The organism is Saccharopolyspora sp. 6M, from assembly GCF_020176775.1.
Lineage (GTDB): Bacteria > Actinomycetota > Actinomycetes > Mycobacteriales > Pseudonocardiaceae > Saccharopolyspora_C > Saccharopolyspora_C gregorii.
In genome coordinates this window covers 1-15,835 of the sequence record NZ_JAIUJZ010000005.1, presented here as the reverse complement: position 1 = coordinate 15,835, position 15,835 = coordinate 1, and the positions used below count along the sequence as shown (strand labels likewise).

15 protein-coding genes are annotated in these 15,835 nt (G+C 71.8%); 6 read left to right on the top strand and 9 right to left on the bottom strand.

The annotated features are described in order from the left end of the window. Positions 1-118: 118 nt before the first annotated feature. The 3 genes from dxs to LCD31_RS00675 form a co-directional block, all read right to left on the bottom strand. A complete protein-coding gene (dxs, locus tag LCD31_RS00685) occupies positions 119-2,050 on the bottom strand; it encodes a 1-deoxy-D-xylulose-5-phosphate synthase (protein WP_224955418.1) in 1,932 nt (643 codons plus the stop codon). A 551-nt stretch (positions 2,051-2,601) separates the two neighbouring features. Then, positions 2,602-3,843 carry a class I SAM-dependent RNA methyltransferase gene (locus LCD31_RS00680; protein ID WP_224955417.1) on the bottom strand — a complete coding sequence of 414 codons (1,242 nt, stop codon included), beginning with the start codon at positions 3,841-3,843 and terminating at the stop codon, positions 2,602-2,604. After that, a complete protein-coding gene (locus tag LCD31_RS00675) occupies positions 3,840-5,852 on the bottom strand; it encodes an APC family permease (protein ID WP_224955416.1) in 2,013 nt (670 codons plus the stop codon). Before LCD31_RS00675 ends, LCD31_RS00680 begins: the two co-directional genes overlap by 4 nt. 238 nt (positions 5,853-6,090) lie before the next feature. Here LCD31_RS00675 and LCD31_RS00670 point away from each other — a divergent pair, with 238 nt between their 5' ends. Next, positions 6,091-6,756 (top strand): TrkA family potassium uptake protein, encoded by a 666-nt coding sequence (locus LCD31_RS00670; protein ID WP_224955415.1) that lies wholly within the window; start codon positions 6,091-6,093, stop codon positions 6,754-6,756. Beyond that, positions 6,756-7,415 carry a TrkA family potassium uptake protein gene (locus LCD31_RS00665; protein ID WP_224955414.1) on the top strand — a complete coding sequence of 220 codons (660 nt, stop codon included), beginning with the start codon at positions 6,756-6,758 and terminating at the stop codon, positions 7,413-7,415. Before LCD31_RS00670 ends, LCD31_RS00665 begins: the two co-directional genes overlap by 1 nt. Positions 7,416-7,604: 189 nt before the next feature. Here the strand turns inward: LCD31_RS00665 and LCD31_RS00660 are convergent, their stop codons facing one another. From LCD31_RS00660 to dut, 4 genes are all read right to left on the bottom strand, one after another. Further along, positions 7,605-8,384: a DUF3159 domain-containing protein gene (locus tag LCD31_RS00660; protein WP_373689967.1), complete on the bottom strand. Its 780-nt coding sequence runs from the start codon at positions 8,382-8,384 to the stop codon at positions 7,605-7,607. Next, positions 8,381-8,758 (bottom strand): OB-fold nucleic acid binding domain-containing protein, encoded by a 378-nt coding sequence (locus tag LCD31_RS00655; protein ID WP_224955413.1) that lies wholly within the window; start codon positions 8,756-8,758, stop codon positions 8,381-8,383. The genes LCD31_RS00660 and LCD31_RS00655 overlap by 4 nt, the downstream gene beginning before the upstream one ends. Positions 8,759-8,955: 197 nt before the next feature. Beyond that, the gene (locus LCD31_RS00650) at positions 8,956-9,594 is read right to left on the bottom strand and encodes a DUF3710 domain-containing protein (protein WP_224955412.1); all 639 of its coding nucleotides are present in this window, start codon (positions 9,592-9,594) and stop codon (positions 8,956-8,958) included. Positions 9,595-9,598: 4 nt separating this feature from the next. After that, complete coding sequence (gene dut, locus LCD31_RS00645) at positions 9,599-10,093, bottom strand: dUTP diphosphatase (protein ID WP_224955411.1); 495 nt, start codon at positions 10,091-10,093, stop codon at positions 9,599-9,601. A gap of 24 nt (positions 10,094-10,117) precedes the next feature. Between dut and LCD31_RS00640 the strand changes: the two genes are divergently transcribed. Further along, the gene (locus tag LCD31_RS00640; RefSeq protein WP_224955410.1) at positions 10,118-10,621 is read left to right on the top strand and encodes a DUF3093 domain-containing protein; all 504 of its coding nucleotides are present in this window, start codon (positions 10,118-10,120) and stop codon (positions 10,619-10,621) included. Between the two features lie 311 nt (positions 10,622-10,932). Here LCD31_RS00640 and LCD31_RS00635 read toward each other — a convergent pair whose 3' ends face one another. Continuing rightward, positions 10,933-11,235, bottom strand: a complete 303-nt coding sequence (locus LCD31_RS00635) for a DUF4193 domain-containing protein (RefSeq protein ID WP_224955409.1) — start codon at positions 11,233-11,235, stop codon at positions 10,933-10,935. Positions 11,236-11,592: 357 nt separating this feature from the next. On the opposite strand from LCD31_RS00635, the gene cei reads away from it, so the two are divergent. Continuing rightward, on the top strand, positions 11,593-12,321 hold the full coding sequence (cei, locus tag LCD31_RS00630; RefSeq protein WP_224955408.1) for an envelope integrity protein Cei: 729 nt from the start codon (positions 11,593-11,595) through the stop codon (positions 12,319-12,321). Between the two features lie 70 nt (positions 12,322-12,391). Here the strand turns inward: cei and LCD31_RS00625 are convergent, their stop codons facing one another. Further along, complete coding sequence (locus LCD31_RS00625) at positions 12,392-13,198, bottom strand: inositol monophosphatase family protein (protein ID WP_224955407.1); 807 nt, start codon at positions 13,196-13,198, stop codon at positions 12,392-12,394. Positions 13,199-13,285: 87 nt separating this feature from the next. Between LCD31_RS00625 and ppgK the strand changes: the two genes are divergently transcribed. Then, the gene (gene ppgK, locus LCD31_RS00620; RefSeq protein WP_224955406.1) at positions 13,286-14,044 is read left to right on the top strand and encodes a polyphosphate--glucose phosphotransferase; all 759 of its coding nucleotides are present in this window, start codon (positions 13,286-13,288) and stop codon (positions 14,042-14,044) included. Between the two features lie 306 nt (positions 14,045-14,350). After that, on the top strand, positions 14,351-15,751 hold the full coding sequence (locus LCD31_RS00615) for an RNA polymerase sigma factor (RefSeq protein ID WP_224955405.1): 1,401 nt from the start codon (positions 14,351-14,353) through the stop codon (positions 15,749-15,751). Positions 15,752-15,835: the final 84 nt, after the last annotated feature.

The window sequence follows — 15,835 nt, the reverse complement described above, 5'->3', positions numbered from 1 at the left end:
CACACCTAACTGTCCCCCGCGGTAGCCCAGACCCCGCCGGGGGTGGGGCGCTCATCGGGGGGGGGCCCCCGCGGGGCCCCCCCCCCGGGGGGGGGGGGGGCCCCCCCGGTCGTGCTGCTCAGGCCTCGCGGCGGGCCGGACCGTCCAGCTCGGCGACCTGCTGCTGGTCGCGGAGCCGGTCCGCGACCCACTCGGTGACGCGGCGCGCCACGTCCTGCTCGGTGAGGCCCAGGTCGGCCAGCACCTGCTCGCGGGAGGCGTGCTGCAGGAACTCGTTGGGCACCGCCAGGTCGCGCAGCGGCACGTCCACCCCGGCGTCGCGCAGCGCGGCCGCCAGCGCCCAGCCGAATCCGCCGTGCCTGCCGCCGTCCTCCAGGGTGACGACCAGCTCGTGCTCGGCGGCCATGGTCACGACCTGCTGCGGCACCGGCGTCACCCAGCGCGGGTCGACGACGGTGACGCCGATGCCCTGCGCGGCCAGGCGCCGCGCCGCGGCCACCGCGGTCTCGCCGAACGCGCCGACGACGGCCAGCAGCACGTCGCTGCGCTCGCCCCCGTCCGGCCGATGCAGCACGTCGACGCCGCCGACGCGCTCCAGCGCCGGGACCTCCTCGATGACCGAGCCCTTCGAGAACCGCACCACCGTCGGCCCGTCGTCGACGGCGACGGCCTCGCGCAGCTCCTCCCGCAGCGTCACCGCGTCGCGCGGCGCCGCCACCCGGATGCCCGGGATCAGGCCGAGGATCGACATGTCCCACATGCCGTTGTGGCTGGCACCGTCGTCACCGGTGATGCCGGAGCGGTCCAAGGTCACCGTCACCGGCTGGCGGTGCAGCGCCACGTCCATCAGCAGCTGGTCGAACGCGCGGTTCAGGAACGTCGAGTACACCGCGAACACCGGGTGCAGCCCGCCCATCGCCATGCCCGCGGCGGAGGTCATCGCGTGCTGCTCGGCGATGCCCACGTCGAAGCAGCGGTCCGGATAGGCCTTCGCGAACTTGTCCAGGCCGGTCGGCCCGAGCATCGCGGCGGTCATCGCCACCACGTCGGAGCGCTCGCCACCGATGCGCACCAGCTCGTCGGAGAACACGTTCGTCCAGCTCTTCGGCGTCGGCGAGGTCGGCAGCCCGGTCTCCGGGTTGATCACCTTCACCTGGTGCATCTGGTCGGCCTCGTGGTTCTCCGCCGGGGCGAAGCCGTTGCCCTTGCGGGTGACGGCGTGCACGATCACCGGGCCGCCGAAGGAGCGCGCCATCGCCAGCGCCTGCTCCATGGCCTTCATGTCGTGCCCGTCGACCGGGCCGAGGTACTTGATGCCGAGGTCGGAGAACATCACCTGCGGGCTGAACGCGTCCTTGAGCCCGGACTTCGCGGCGTGCAGGCCGGTGTAGAGCGGCCTGCCGACCACGGGCAGGTTGCGCAGCGTGCTGCGGCCGCGCTCCAGCGCCTTCTCGTAGCCCGGGTTGAGCCGCAGCGCCGAGAGGTGCTCGGCGAACCCGCCGATGGTGGGCGCGTAGGAGCGGCCGTTGTCGTTGACGATGATGACCAGCGGGCGCTCCTGGTCGGCGGCGATGTTGTTCAGCGCCTCCCAGCACATGCCGCCGGTGAGCGCGCCGTCGCCGACGATCGCCACCGCGTGCCTGCCGCCGCCGGTGAGCTGGAACGACCGAGCCAGCCCGTCCGCGTAGGACAGCGAGGTGGAGGCGTGCGAGTTCTCCACCAGGTCGTGCTCGCTCTCGGCGCGCGACGGGTAGCCGGACAGGCCGTCCCGCTTGCGCAGCCGGTCGAAGCCCTCCTGACGACCGGTCACGATCTTGTGCACGTACGCCTGGTGCCCGGTGTCGAAGACCACCGCGTCCCGCGGTGAGTCGAACACCCGGTGCACCGCCAAGGTCAGCTCCACGGCGCCCAGGTTCGGGCCGAGGTGCCCGCCGGTGCGGGACACCTTCTCGATCAGGAAGGAGCGGATCTCAGCGGCCAGCTCCACCAGCTCACCGTGCTCCAGGCGTTTCAGGTCGGCCGGACCTTGCACGGATTCCAGCAGCGTCACCGCTCCACCTCGTTCGTCATCCCGCATCACATGCCTTCACCACCGGGGCGGGGCGCCTCGCGACGGCCGGGCTCACCCTCGGGGAACCGCGACCAGTCTACGGAGCACGACCACCCGCTCCGGACAAGGTACGCACGCCACCGGGGAGGCCGGATCACCGGTCAAGGCGACGCCCGCACCGGTCTCACCGGCCACAACGAACACCCGGCGACAACTGGGAACGGCTTGCGCAGCGGGATTTCCTCCAGTCGAGCGGACCAGCACCACCCGTTCCGACCAACGCGACCACTCACCGCACACGTCGCACGTTCGAGGCGGACGACCACCCGGCCCGGGAAGCCGGCCGCGTCATAGCCCTGTCCTGTCAGCGGCGAAGCCGATGAGCAGCGCCCACGCACGCAACAGGACCACCCGCGGGTTCTCAGCGGGATTCTCGCGAGGACAGCTTTTTTGCTCGTGGCCGAGCCACTAGGAAAAAAGATCCCGCAGCGAGAATCCCGCTGAGGTTCCGCCGCCCCAGCCCTACGCAGCAGAAGACAGCGAGACAGGCATCAGCCGCGGGTCAGGAGGGCTATGCACTCCATGTGATGAGTCATCGGGAACGCGTCGAACGCCTCCAGGTCCGCGAGCCGGTAGCCCTGCTCGGCGAACAGGCTCACGTCCCGCGCCAGCGCCGCCGGATCGCAGGCCACGTGGACCACGCGCTCCGGCCCCGCCGCGCACACGGCCTCGACGATGCGGCGCCCGGCGCCCTTGCGCGGCGGGTCCAGCACCACCACGTTCGGTGCGGGCAGCTCCTCGTCGGCCAGCACCTCCTCCACGGTGCCCGCCCGGAACGACACCTGCGGCAGGTCGCGGAGGTTCGCCACGGCGTCCTCGGTGGCGCGCCGCGAGGACTCCACCAGCAGCACGTCCCCGGCGGGCCCGGCCTGCGCGGCGAGCCCCGAGGCGAACAGCCCCACCCCGCCGTAGAGGTCCCAGGCCACCCCGCCCGCCGGAACCTGCGCCATCCGGGCGACGGCCCGCGCGAAGGTGTCGGCGGCCGCCGGGTGCACCTGCCAGAAGCCGTCCGCGGACACGTCCCAGGAGCGGCCGGCGGCCTGCTCCCGCGCCGTGGCGGAACCGTGCACCGGCGTGCTCACGACGGCACCGCGCTTGCCGCGGCGGCGCTGCGGGGCGCGTTCGCGCAGCGTCAGGTGCACCGCGGAGTCCGCGTCGGCCGCGACCTCCAGCTCGGCGCCCTGCGGCCACTCCCGGTCGGTGAGCCCGTCCAGCGCACCGCGCACCGTGATCGGGCAGTCCTGTACCGGCAGCACCCGGTGGCTGCGGTGCGGGTGGAACCCGGGCCGCCCGACCCGGTCCACGGCCAGCCGCACCCGGGTGCGCCAGCGCAACGGCCCGCCGGGCAGCTCCTGCACCTCGACGGACCGGTCCAGCCCGGCGAGGCGCTGCAACTGCTCGTGCAGCACCGCCGCCTTCAGCTCCCGCTGCGTGCCGTGGTCGGCGTGCTGCCAGTCGCAGCCGCCGCAGCGGTCGTGGCCCAGCGCCATGTCGGCCAGCGGGCACGGCGGCGCGACGCGCCCCTCCGCGGCGGTGAACACCTCGACGGCGTCCGCCCGGCAGAAGCCCTTGCCCGGGTCGTCGGTGACCTCGGCCAGCACCACCTCGCCGGGCAGCGCGTGGCGCACGAACACGACGCGCCCCTCGTGCCTGGCCACGCAGTGGCCGCCGTGCGCGACCGGCCCCACGTCCAGCTTCAGGCGCCTGCCGGTCCAATCCAACTTCTCGGTCACCGACGTTCAGTCCCCTTCGATTCGCCCAAACCGCGGCGCAACGCGCCCGGCATCACCCGGGTCTTGGCGCGCTGCTTCGCCCGGGTCGACGACGCGAGCTGCCACGGCACGCTCGTCACCATCACCCCCGGCTCGAACAGCAACCTGCCTTTGAGCCGCAACGCGCTCTGGTTGTGCAGCACCTGCTCCCACCAGCGCCCCACCACGTACTCCGGGATGAACACCGTGACCACGTCACGGGGGCTGTTGCGGCGGATCCGCTTCACGTACTCGATCAGCGGCCGGGTCACCTCACGGTACGGGGACTCGATGACCTTCAGCGGCACCGGCATGTCCTTCGACTCCCAGATGGCGGTGAGCTTCCTGGTCCCGGCGTCGTCGACGTTCACGGTGACCGCTTCGAGCGTGTCGGGGCGGGTGGCGCGCGCGTAGGCCAGCGCGCGCAGCGTCGGCAGGTGCAGCTGCGAGACGAGCACCAGGGCGTAGTTGCGCGACGGCAGCACCGCGGGCTCGGCGTCGTACTCCGCCAGCTCCTCCTGCACCGAGTCGTAGTGCCTGCGGATCGCCGTCATCAGCAGGTAGATCGCGCCCATCGCCGCCAGCGCGATCCACGCGCCCTTCGCGAACTTCGTCACCAGCACGATCACCAGCACCGATCCGGTCAGCACCAGCCCGAACGCGTTGATCGCCTGGGAACGCCGCATCCGGCGCCGCGCCGCCTGGTCCTGCTCCTTGCGCAGCAGCCGGTTCCAGTGCCGCACCATGCCGGTCTGGCTCACCGTGAACGACACGAACACGCCCACCACGTACAGCTGCACCAGCCGGGTGACCTCGGCGTCGAAGGCCAGCACCAGCACCACCGCGAACGCGGCGAGGAACAGGATCCCGTTGGAGAACGCCAGCCGGTCGCCCCGGGTGTGGAACTGGCGCGGCAGGTAGCGATCCTGGGCGAGGATCGATCCGAGCACCGGGAACCCGTTGAACGCGGTGTTCGCCGCCAGCACCAGGATGATCGCGGTCGCCGCCGTCACGAAGAACGCACCGGGCGGGAACACGTCGAACACCGCGCCCGCGATCTGCGCCACCATCGTGTGCTGCACGTAGCCGGGCGGCGCCGAGGTGATCTGCGCCGCCGGGTTCTCCGCGAGCCGCACCCCGGTGAGCTGCGCGAGCCAGATCAGGCCCATCAGCATCGCCACCGAGATGGCGCCCATCATCAGCAGCGTCGTCGCCGCGTTGCGCGACTTCGGCTTCTGGAACGCGGGAACGCCGTTGCTGATCGCCTCCACCCCGGTCAGCGCGGCCGCGCCCTGCGAGAACGCACGCATCACCAGGAACACGAACGCGAGCCCGGCCAGCTGGTTCTCGTCCGGCATGACCTCGACGCCCGCGCTCTCCGCGCGCATCGGCTGGTCCAGCACCACGGCCCGGAACAGGCCGAACACGATCATCCCGAGCACGCCGAGCAGGAACGCGTACACCGGCACGGCCAGGAAGCCGCCGGATTCGCGCAGGCCGCGCAGGTTGATCGCGGTGAGCACCACGATCGCCGCGACCGCGAACCACTCCTTGTGGGTGGCCACGAACGGGATCAGCGCGCCGACGTTCGCCGCCGCCGAGGAGATCGACACCGCGACGGTCAGCACGTAGTCGACGAGCAGCGCGCTGGCCACCGTCAACCCGGCGTGCCTGCCGAGGTTCACGGTCGCGACCTCGTAGTCGCCACCGCCGGACGGGTAGGCCCGCACGTTCTGCCGGTAGCTGGCCACCACGGTGAGCATCACCAGCGCGACCAGCGCTCCCACCCACGGCGTCCACGCGTAGGCGGACAGGCCCGCCACGGACAGCACCAGGAAGATCTCCTCCGGTGCGTACGCCACCGAGGACATGGCGTCGGAGGCGAACACGGGCAGCGCCAGCCGTTTCGGCAACAGCGTGTGCGACAACCGGTCACTGCGGAACGGACGCCCTACCAGCAGGCGTTTCGTCGCGGTCGCGAGCTTGGACACGGGCATGAGCGTAAGTGCTCCGCTCGCGCGCGCCGCCGGGCCCGCCCGTGGCGCAGGTCTCCCCGCCCCCGGCCGCGTGACCGGCGCCGTCGGCCTCGGCTACCGTGCACACGCTGAGAGCGGCGGTTCCCCGCCGGCGAGCGTGCGGCAGCCGCGCAGCCGCCTCGCCGGGTACCGTCACGCTGGCGCGGCGGTCGGCCGCCGTGCCGCCGACCGCCCGTGATGAGGAGACAAGGCCGTGCACGTCGTGATCCTGGGCTGCGGCCGGGTGGGGGCATCCCTCGCCGCCGCCCTGCAACGGCTCGACCACACCGTCGCCGTGGTGGACAAGGACGAGGGCGCGTTCCACCGGCTCGGCAAGGACTTCACCGGCCGCCAGGTCACCGGCAACGGATTCGACCGGGACGTGCTGACCGAAGCGGGCATCGAATCCGCCGCGGCGTTCGCCGCCGTCTCCAACGGCGACAACTCGAACATCATCGCCGCCCGGGTGGCGCGCGAGACGTTCGGCGTGGAGCACGTCGTCGCCCGCATCTACGACCCGAAGCGCGCCGCCGTGTACGAGCGGCTCGGCATCCCCACCGTGGCCACCGTCCCGTGGACCACCGACCGGTTCCTGCGGATGCTGCTGCCCGAAGGGGTCGCGACCGCCTGGCGCGAACCGTCCGGCGCCGTCGCCGTGCTGCAGCTGCCGCTGCACGAGGACTGGGTCGGCAGGCGCGTCGTCGAGCTGGAGGACACCACCGGCGCCCGGGTGGCGTTCGTGATGCGCTTCGGCGGCGGCGTGCTGCCCGACCGCAAGACCGTCATCCAAGCCGACGACGACGTCTACGTCGCCGCGCTGTCCGGCACCGTCACCGACGTCACCGCGGCGGCGCTGCGCGCACCAGAGGAGACCGAGTGATGCGCATCGCGATCGCCGGCGCCGGGGCCGTCGGCCACTCCATCGCCGGTGAGCTGCTCGACGGCGGCCACCAGGTCATGCTCATCGAGCGCGGCACCGAGAACTACCGGCCGAAGACCCTCCCCGACGTGGAGTGGGTCCTCGCCGACGCCTGCGAACTCGCCTCGCTGGAGGAGGCCGGGTTGCAGTCCTGCGACGTGGTCATCGCGGCCACCGGCGACGACAAGGTGAACCTGGTGGTCTCGCTGCTGGCGAAGACCGAGTTCGCGGTGCGCCGCGTCGTCGCCCGGGTCAACGACCCGCGCAACGAGTGGCTGTTCACCACCTCCTGGGGCGTCGACGTGGCCGTGTCCACGCCGCGGATGCTCGCCGCCATGGTCGAGGAGGCCGTCAACGTGGGCGACCTGGTGCGGCTGATGACGCTGCGGCAGGGCCAGGCGAACCTCGTGGAGATCACCCTGCCCCCGGACACCTCGCTCGCGGGCCGCCGGGTGCGGGACCTGGCGCTGCCGCCGGACGCGGCGCTGGTGACGATCCTGCGCGGCGGCCGGGTCATCGTCCCGCAGCAGGACGACCCGGTGGAGGCCGGCGACGAGCTGCTGTTCGTGGCGGCGGCCGAGGTGGAGCCGCAGATCCGCGAAGCGGTCCACGGCCGCTGAGCGACTGGTAGCGGAGTCCCCCTGCTCCCGCAGGCGGGGAGCCAGCCACCATCTGGGCAGCAGGGCCCCGCGGGTGCTTCAGCGCCGCCCTCGCGGGGACGGCGCCCCCGTGCGGCGGAGCCGACGATCCCGCGACGAGGACGCGCCTGAGGTTCACCCGTCCCCGCGGCGAGCGGAGGCGGGAGGAGCTCAGTTCTCGCCTTCGGGCAGGGTGTGGCGGGCGTACGCGGCCCGGTCGGCGGCGTCGCGCTCGGCCTGCTCGCGGTCCGCGGCCTCCTGCGCGATCTTCGAGGCGCGGCGAACGGCCCACACGGTCACCAGCAGCGCCAGCACCGTCAGCGGGTAGCCCATCGCGATCCGCGCGAACCCGAGCCACGCGGTCTCGTCCGCGTTGTACAGCCACTGCTGCACCACGTACTTGGCGGCGAACACGACCACCCACGCGAGCGTGGCGATGTCGTAGGCGCGCAGCGCCGCCCGCTGCTTGCGCCAGCCGAAGCCCAGCGAGTTCAGCGCCGACCAGGCCACGCCCACCAGCGGCCAGCGCGCCAGCACCGACAGCAGGAACACGCCGCCGTACACCAAGCTGGTCCAGATGCCCAGCAGGAAGAAGCCCTTGGCGTCCCCGGAGCGGTAGGCGATGAACGAGCACACGGCCACGCCCAGCACCCCGGAGATCGCGGGCTGCAGCGGTTCCTTGCGCACCAGGCGCCACACCGCGATCGCCACCGCCAGGCCGATCGCCGACCAGATCGCGGGCATCATCCCGGTGAACGCGTTCACCAGCACGAACACCACGATCGGCACGGCCGAGTAGGCGAGGCCGGAGACCCCGCCCATCTGCTCCAACAGGGTCTTCTCGGACAGCGGGGTCGCGGCGTCGTCCGCGGCGCCCGGTGGCACCTGCCCGGTCTCGGGCTCGGCGGCGGGCCGCTGGTGGTCGGCCGCCGGTGTCTCGCGTTCGCTCATGCGGTGTTCTGCAACTCGTAGTAGGGGTTGTACAGCACCTTGCAGCCGTCCCGGACCGCGATCCGGCCGCGGGCCTTGATGGTGCGGCCCGGTTCGATGCCGGTGATCCGGCGCCTCCCCAGCCACACCAGCGTCACGCCTTCGGTGCCGTCGAACAGTTCGGCTTCCAGCGTCGGAGCGGAGTTCTTCGGGGACATGTCCACGCTGCGCAGCCTGCCCAGCACCACGGCCTCCTGGCCGCACCGGCAGTCGCAGGCGCGCTGCGCCCCGTCCGCCTGCGCGCGCTCGGAGAGGTCGTCGGCGTCGAGCTCGGCGACGTCGCTGGTCAACCGACGCATGAAGCGGCGCCAGTAGCCGCCCCCGGTGTTGCTCATCGCTAGCGCTCCACGTACGCCTGGGACTGAACACGATCGGCGGAAGCCCGTCGGAACGGCGGGCCACCGGGTCTTCCGATGACTTCTCGGGGCACTGCTGCGCGCTCCGAACACCAGCGTAGCCCGCGCTCAGCCGCGCGTCGCCACCCTGGCGCCAAAACGAAGTCGATCACCCGAAAGCGTGATCAACTTCGGGATCAGGCCTGCTGCTGCTCGCCGTTCTGCGCCTGCTGGATGTGCCGCGCGATGGATTCGGGCAGCTCGATCGGCAGCGGCGTGCGCACCGGCAGCGGGTCCTCACCGCGGACCACCACGGTCTCGTCGAGCACCGTGTACAGCAGCTTCGAGCAGGCCTCCGCGGTCTCCGCCGGCCCGGCGGCCACCCCGCGGACCATCCAGCGCGGGCCGTCGACGCCGACGAACCGCAGTGCGGCGCGCGGCGAGTCGCCGACCAGCTCGCGGCCCCACTCGCCGTCCTCCTCGTGGACCGTGGCGCCGTCCCGGCGCAGCTGCGCGGTCAGCTCGGCGCGGACCTCCGGCCACAGCTCGGCGCTGCGCGGCGCGGCGAACGCGCTGATGGTCAACCGGCCCACCCGGGTCACCAGGTGCACCGCGCGCACCGGGCCCGCCGGGTCCACCTCGACCTGCAGCTGGCTGCCCTCCGGTACCGGCAGCCGCACCGAACCCAGGTCCAGCCTCTCGACCTCGTCGCCCGCGGGCAGCTCACCGAGGTCGTAGGGCCCCAGGCCCGACTCCGACCCGGCGGCCTCCGCGCTCTCCGCCGGCACGCCCTCGTCCTGCCGCGAGTCCCGCCCGCGACGGCCCAATCCGAACATCCCCTCAGACCTCCGTCCTGTGCTCGGAACCGGCGGACGCCGGTCCCGTCAGCACCTCGTGCCCGCCGGTGGATCCGTGGCCACCGGTCCCCCGCTGCGATTCGGGCAGCGCCTCGACCTCTTCGAACACCGCGCACTCCACGCGCTGCACGACCAGCTGGGCGATGCGGTCGCCGCGCCGCAGCGACAAGGTCTCAGCACGATCATGATTGATCAAGCAGACCTTGATCTCACCGCGGTACCCGGAATCGATCGTGCCCGGGGAGTTCACCACCCCCAACCCGGCGCGCGCGGCCAGCCCGGAACGGGGATGCACGAACCCGGCGTACCCCTCGGGTAACGCGAGCGAGACGCCGGTGCCGACGAGCGCTCGCTCGCCGGGGCGCAGCACGAGGTCGCTGGTCGTCACCAGATCGGCGCCGGCATCACCGGGCCGGGCGTACGACGGGATCGGCACTTCGGGGTCGAGACGGGTCAGCAGGACCTTCACGTTCGGCACGGGCGGCGAGACTACCCTGGAGGCGTGTCGGAGAGCGCAGAAGCAACCAGCCCCGCCGCGGACGCCCCCGGTCAGGGGAACGTCGGCGAGTCGCGGACCTACCGGGAACGGCTGTACGCGGCCTGGTGGACCTGGCCGTTGCCGCTGGTGATGGCGGGCCTGCTGGCCGCCGAGGTGCACATGGGCTATCCGGGGATCCGGGCGTGGCTGCCGTACGTGCTGCTGCTGCCGATCGCGGTGGCGGTCCCGCTGTGGCTCGGCCGGACGAAGATCGAGGTCACCCGCGGGGAGCTGTGGGTCGGCGACGCGCACGTGCCGCTGCGCTTCATCGAGGACGCCGAGGTGGTGCCCGCCGCGGAGAAGCGGCGCGCGCTGGGCCCGGAACTCGATCCGGCCGCATTCGTGGTGCACCGTCCCTGGGCACCCGCATCGGTGCGGATCTGGCTCGACGACGAAGACGACCCCACCCCCTACTGGGTGGTGAGTTCCCGCCGTCCGGAGCAATTGGCCGCCGCATTGCGGAGTTGAGCGGATCCGCGGAGCACACCGCGCCACTCCGGCCGTCGGCCACCGGAAACAACAAACCTGGGCGCACGACCACTCGTGAGCCCAGGTCCGTGTTCGGTCTTCGCCGTTCCCATTCGCCGCGTCCGCCGACTCGCCGCAGCCGATCAGCCCGCCCCGGACCGGTGGCCCACCGGCCCCAAGCCGCCGGGTCGTGCTGCGCCCGGACAGCCGTGGCCCGACCGCGAGAACGCCCCTCCAGGTCGCCCTCGCCACCAGGCCCGTCCGGGCGTCACCGCAGGCCACCCCGCCTGCGGACCCCCGTCCGGTACTGCTCAGGCAGCGCAGTCGCGGCAGATCAGGCCGCCGTTGCGCTCCTCGGCCAGCCTGCTGCGGTGGTGCACCAGGAAGCAGCTGGAGCAGGTGAACTCGTCGGCCTGCTTGGGCAGGACCTTGACGGTCATCTCCTCACCGGACAGATCGGCTCCCGGCAACTCGAAGTTCTCCGCGATCTCCGATTCATCGGCGTCGACGACGCCGGATTGCGCTTCGTTGCGCCGCGCCTTGAGCTCCTCCAACGAGTCTTCCGTCATTTCCTCGGACTCGCTGCGGCGCGGAGCGTCGTAGTCGGTCGCCATCGTGATTCACCCCTGCGATAGTGGAGACTGCAATGGTGTGCCGCTGGTAAACGTTCCAGGGCTCTCATTTGTGCCCGGAGGCATGCGTGACGGTGATCTCGCCTGCTGCGCCCCAAGTTCCCCCTGAAACGAGCCGCTCTCGCTCCCCGTCACTGCCCGAGGCGCCGAGAGGGTAGCCCATCCTCGAACCGCAGACGCATGAGGTCACCCATATGTGTGGTGTGCACTGCACCGAGGCATCCGACAAGATCACCCGAACGTCTGCTTCAGCAGACGCAACGAGTGCGACACGACGGCCTGTCCGGCGACGCGGAACCGACCGCCAACGCCTAGGCTGATCGCGCAACGTCCGATCCGATGACGGCAAGAGGAGAGTGGCAGGACGTGTCAGCCGCGACTTCACGCTGGGGCGCCCAAGGCCCCCGATACCGGCGACGGCGACCGCTGCCAGCTCTGCTCGTGCTGGGGCTGCTGGTCGTCCTGTCCGGTCTGATGTGGACCCGGGTCTTCGAGACCACCGAGGACGTCGAGACCGCCACCCGGTGCACCGTCCCGGGCGCGCCGACCGCGCCGCCCGAACCCGACGCCGATCCGCAGCAGGAACCGCCCGCGCTGGGCCAGATGCTGCCCCGCGACGCGCTGGACCGCACCAACCCCATCCCGGCCCACGACGTGAAGGTGCGGGTGCTCAACGGCAACGGCGAGGCCAACCAGGCCGGTCTCATCAGCCAGGAGCTGACGAACTACGGGTTCGCGCCCGGCGGTGAGCCGGACAACGACCCGGTCTACCCGAACTACGACCTCGACTGCCACGGCCAGATCCGCTTCGGCGCGGCCGGGGCGAGCGCGGCCCGCACGCTGAGCCTGATGGTCCCGTGCGCGCAGCTGGTGCGCGACGACCGCAACGGCGACACGCTGGACCTGGCGCTGGGCAAGGACTTCCGGGACATCCGGAACAAGCCGGAGGCCCGGCAGATCCTGCAGGAGCTGAAGAACCGGGAGCCGCAGGGCGCCGCCGAGCAGGAGGTCCGGGCGCCGCAGATCGACGAGGAGCTGCTGGAAGCCGCCCGCGACGTGGCCTGCTGAGCCGGCACCGGCTCCCCGAACGCGGCGATGCCCGCCTGCCGTCCCGGACGGCAGGCGGGCATCGTGGCGTTCACACCTCGAACGCCCCCACTTCGCGCAGCACCGCGGTCAGCCGGTCGGCGACGCCCGGCGCCGCGCAGACCATCGCCTCGTCACCGAGCCCGTCGGACGTCCCGGCCGCGGGCAACCGCAGCAGCGCACCGGCCTCCTGCGCGATGAGCGCTCCGGCCGCCCAGTCCCACCGCTTCAACCCGACCTCGTAGTAGGCGTCGAGCCATCCCGCCGCGACCGCGCACAGGTCCAGCGAGGCCGCGCCCGAACGCCGGATGTCGCGCACCCGCCCCAGCAGCCTGCCGGTCGCCGCGGCCTGCCCGCGGCGCCGCTCGACGTCGTAGGCGAACCCGGTGCCCACCAGGGCCAGGTCGAGCCGGTCAGCAGCGGAGGCGCGCAGCCGCTCCTCGCCGCAGAACGCACCACCGCCCTCGGCCGCGCTCCACACCCGGCCCGAAACCGGCTCCACCACGGCCCCGGCGATGGACCGGCCGTCGACCTGCGCGGCCAGCGACACGGCGTACCAGGGGTAGCCGTAGAGGTAGTTCACGGTTCCGTCGATCGGGTCCACGACCCAGCGCAGCCCGTCCAGCGCTCCCGCGCCGCCTTCCTCCTCGCCGAGCACCGATTCGCCGGGGCGCAGCTCGGCGAGCCGGTCCCGCACGAGCCGCTCGGCCGCCCGGTCGGCCTCGGTGACGACATCGGTCTCCGTGCTCTTGGTCCGCACCGCACCGCCGGTCACCGATTCGTCACGAATCGTGCTCGCCAGCTCGGCCGCCTCGCCCGCGACCTGCGTCGCGACGGCGCGGAGGGTTTCGTTGTCCATGTCAGCTGTCAATCCCACGTTCACATCGCAGCACAGCGCGGATAAGGTCTGCACACCTCGTTCTGAATCGAATAGGAAGGATCGGGCATGGGCACTGCCCGCGGTTTCGGCGTGGATATCGGCGGGTCCGGCATCAAGGGGTGTCCGGTGGACATCGACGGTGGTGTGCTGGCCGAAGAACGCATGCGAATCCCCACCCCCCACCCCTCGACACCGGACGCGGTGGCCGACGCGGTCGCGGAGATCGTCGAGAAGTTCGGCTGGTCCGGTCCGGTCGGCGTCACCCTGCCCAGCGTGATCAAGGAGGGTGTCGCCCATTCGGCGGCGAACATCGACAAGAGCTGGATCGGCACCGACGCGCAGGCGCTGTTCGCGGAACGGCTCGGCAAGTCGCGCGATCAGGTGGTCGTGCTCAACGACGCCGACGCCGCCGGCCTCGCCGAGATGCGCTCGGGCGCAGGGGCGGGCCGGAACGGGCTGGTGGTCGTGCTGACCTTCGGCACCGGCATCGGCAGCGCGATGTTCCTGGACGGCAAGCTGGTCCCGAACACCGAGTTCGGGCACATCGAGGTCGACGGGCACGACGCGGAGAAGCAGGCTGCCGCCTCGGTGAAGGACGACCTGGACCTCAGCTACCCGGAGTGGGCGCCGCGGGTGAGCCGCTACGTCCAGGGCCTGGAGAAGTTCCTCTGGCCGGACCTGTTCATCGCGGGCGGCGGGGTCAGCAAGAAGGCGCACAAGTGGCTCCCGCTGCTGGACGTCCGCACGCCGATCGTGGCCGCGACGTTGAAGAACGACGCGGGCATCGTCGGCGCGGCCACGGCCGCGGCGGCGCTCGGAGACTGATCTCGACGGCGACCGGGGCGATGTCGTGGCGTTTCCCCGGTACGTCCGTCCGAGTGATCTCGGAAGGACCGCGTTGCGCTGGGACGGGACCGATCTCCGCCTTGCAGCGGAACCGCACTCCACCGTCGCGGTTACAATGGAACACGACCGACCTCATCCGGAACCTCCGGCACGGCGCCGGAACAGGCGTTCAGCCGAAATCGACTCCGCTTCGGAAGTTCTGGCAGGTGGGTCGTCCCCGACCTCTGGCGGCCGAGGTTTCGCGCCCTCCGGCCTGCCCTGATCGACCGTCGCGAAAGGGCGTACGTGGCAGCCGCAGAAACCGCAACCCGACGCTCCAGCTCCGCTGCAACCGCCGGCGGTGGCCAGTCTTCGTCGGCCAAGTCCGCATCCCAGTCCCAGACCGAGGCGTCCGCGCAAGAGACCGGCCAGACCGGTACCGGCGCGGCGAAGGCCAAGTCCGCGACAGCCGCGAAGTCGGCGGGTCGCAAGACCGCCGCGAAGCCGGCGGCCAAGAAGGGCACCAAGGCCGCTCCGGCCAAGTCCGGCGCGGGCAAGGCCGGTGCGAAGAACACCGCCAAGAACGGCGAAGGTCTGGAGATCGACGAACCGATCGAGACCGACCTGACCTCGCCCGACGTGGGTGACCTCGCCGAGGTCGAAGTGGAGATCCCGGAGGAGCCGACCGTCCCCGAGGACGAGGACGGCAAGACCGACTCCGACTTCGTCTGGGACGAGGAGGAGTCCGAGGCGCTGCGGCAGGCCCGCAAGGACGCCGAGCTCACCGCCTCCGCCGACTCGGTGCGCGCCTACCTGAAGCAGATCGGCAAGGTCGCGCTGCTCAACGCCGAGGAGGAGGTCGAACTCGCCAAGCGGATCGAGGCCGGCCTCTACGGCGCCGAGCGGCTCCGCCAGGCCGAGGAGGCCGACGAGAAGCTCACGTTCCAGATGAAGCGCGACCTGCGCTGGATCGTCCGGGACGGCGAGCGGGCCAAGAACCACCTGCTGGAGGCCAACCTCCGGCTCGTGGTCAGCCTCGCCAAGCGCTACACCGGCCGCGGCATGGCGTTCCTGGACCTGATCCAGGAGGGCAACCTCGGGCTGATCCGCGCGGTCGAGAAGTTCGACTACACCAAGGGCTACAAGTTCTCCACGTACGCCACCTGGTGGATCCGGCAGGCCATCACCCGCGCGATGGCCGACCAGGCCCGCACCATCCGCATCCCGGTGCACATGGTCGAGGTCATCAACAAGCTGGGTCGCATCCAGCGCGAGCTGCTGCAGGACCTGGGCCGCGAGCCCACGCCCGAGGAGCTCGCGAAGGAAATGGACATCACCCCGGAGAAGGTGCTGGAGATCCAGCAGTACGCCCGGGAGCCCATCTCGCTGGACCAGACGATCGGTGATGAGGGGGACAGCCAGCTCGGGGACTTCATCGAGGACTCCGAGGCGGTCGTCGCCGTCGACGCCGTGTCGTTCACGCTGCTGCAGGACCAGCTGCAGTCGGTGCTGGCGACGCTGTCCGAGCGGGAGGCGGGCGTGGTGCGGCTGCGCTTCGGCCTCACCGACGGCCAGCCGCGGACGCTGGACGAGATCGGCCAGGTCTACGGGGTGACGCGCGAGCGCATCCGGCAGATCGAGTCGAAGACGATGTCGAAGCTGCGCCACCCGTCGCGGTCCCAGGTGCTGCGCGACTACCTGGACTGAGTTCCCGAACCGCATTGGAGGCCGGTACCCCCCGGGGTACCGGCCGCCGGTGGGTTGGAGGCGGGGGCAGGTCTGCTCCCGCAG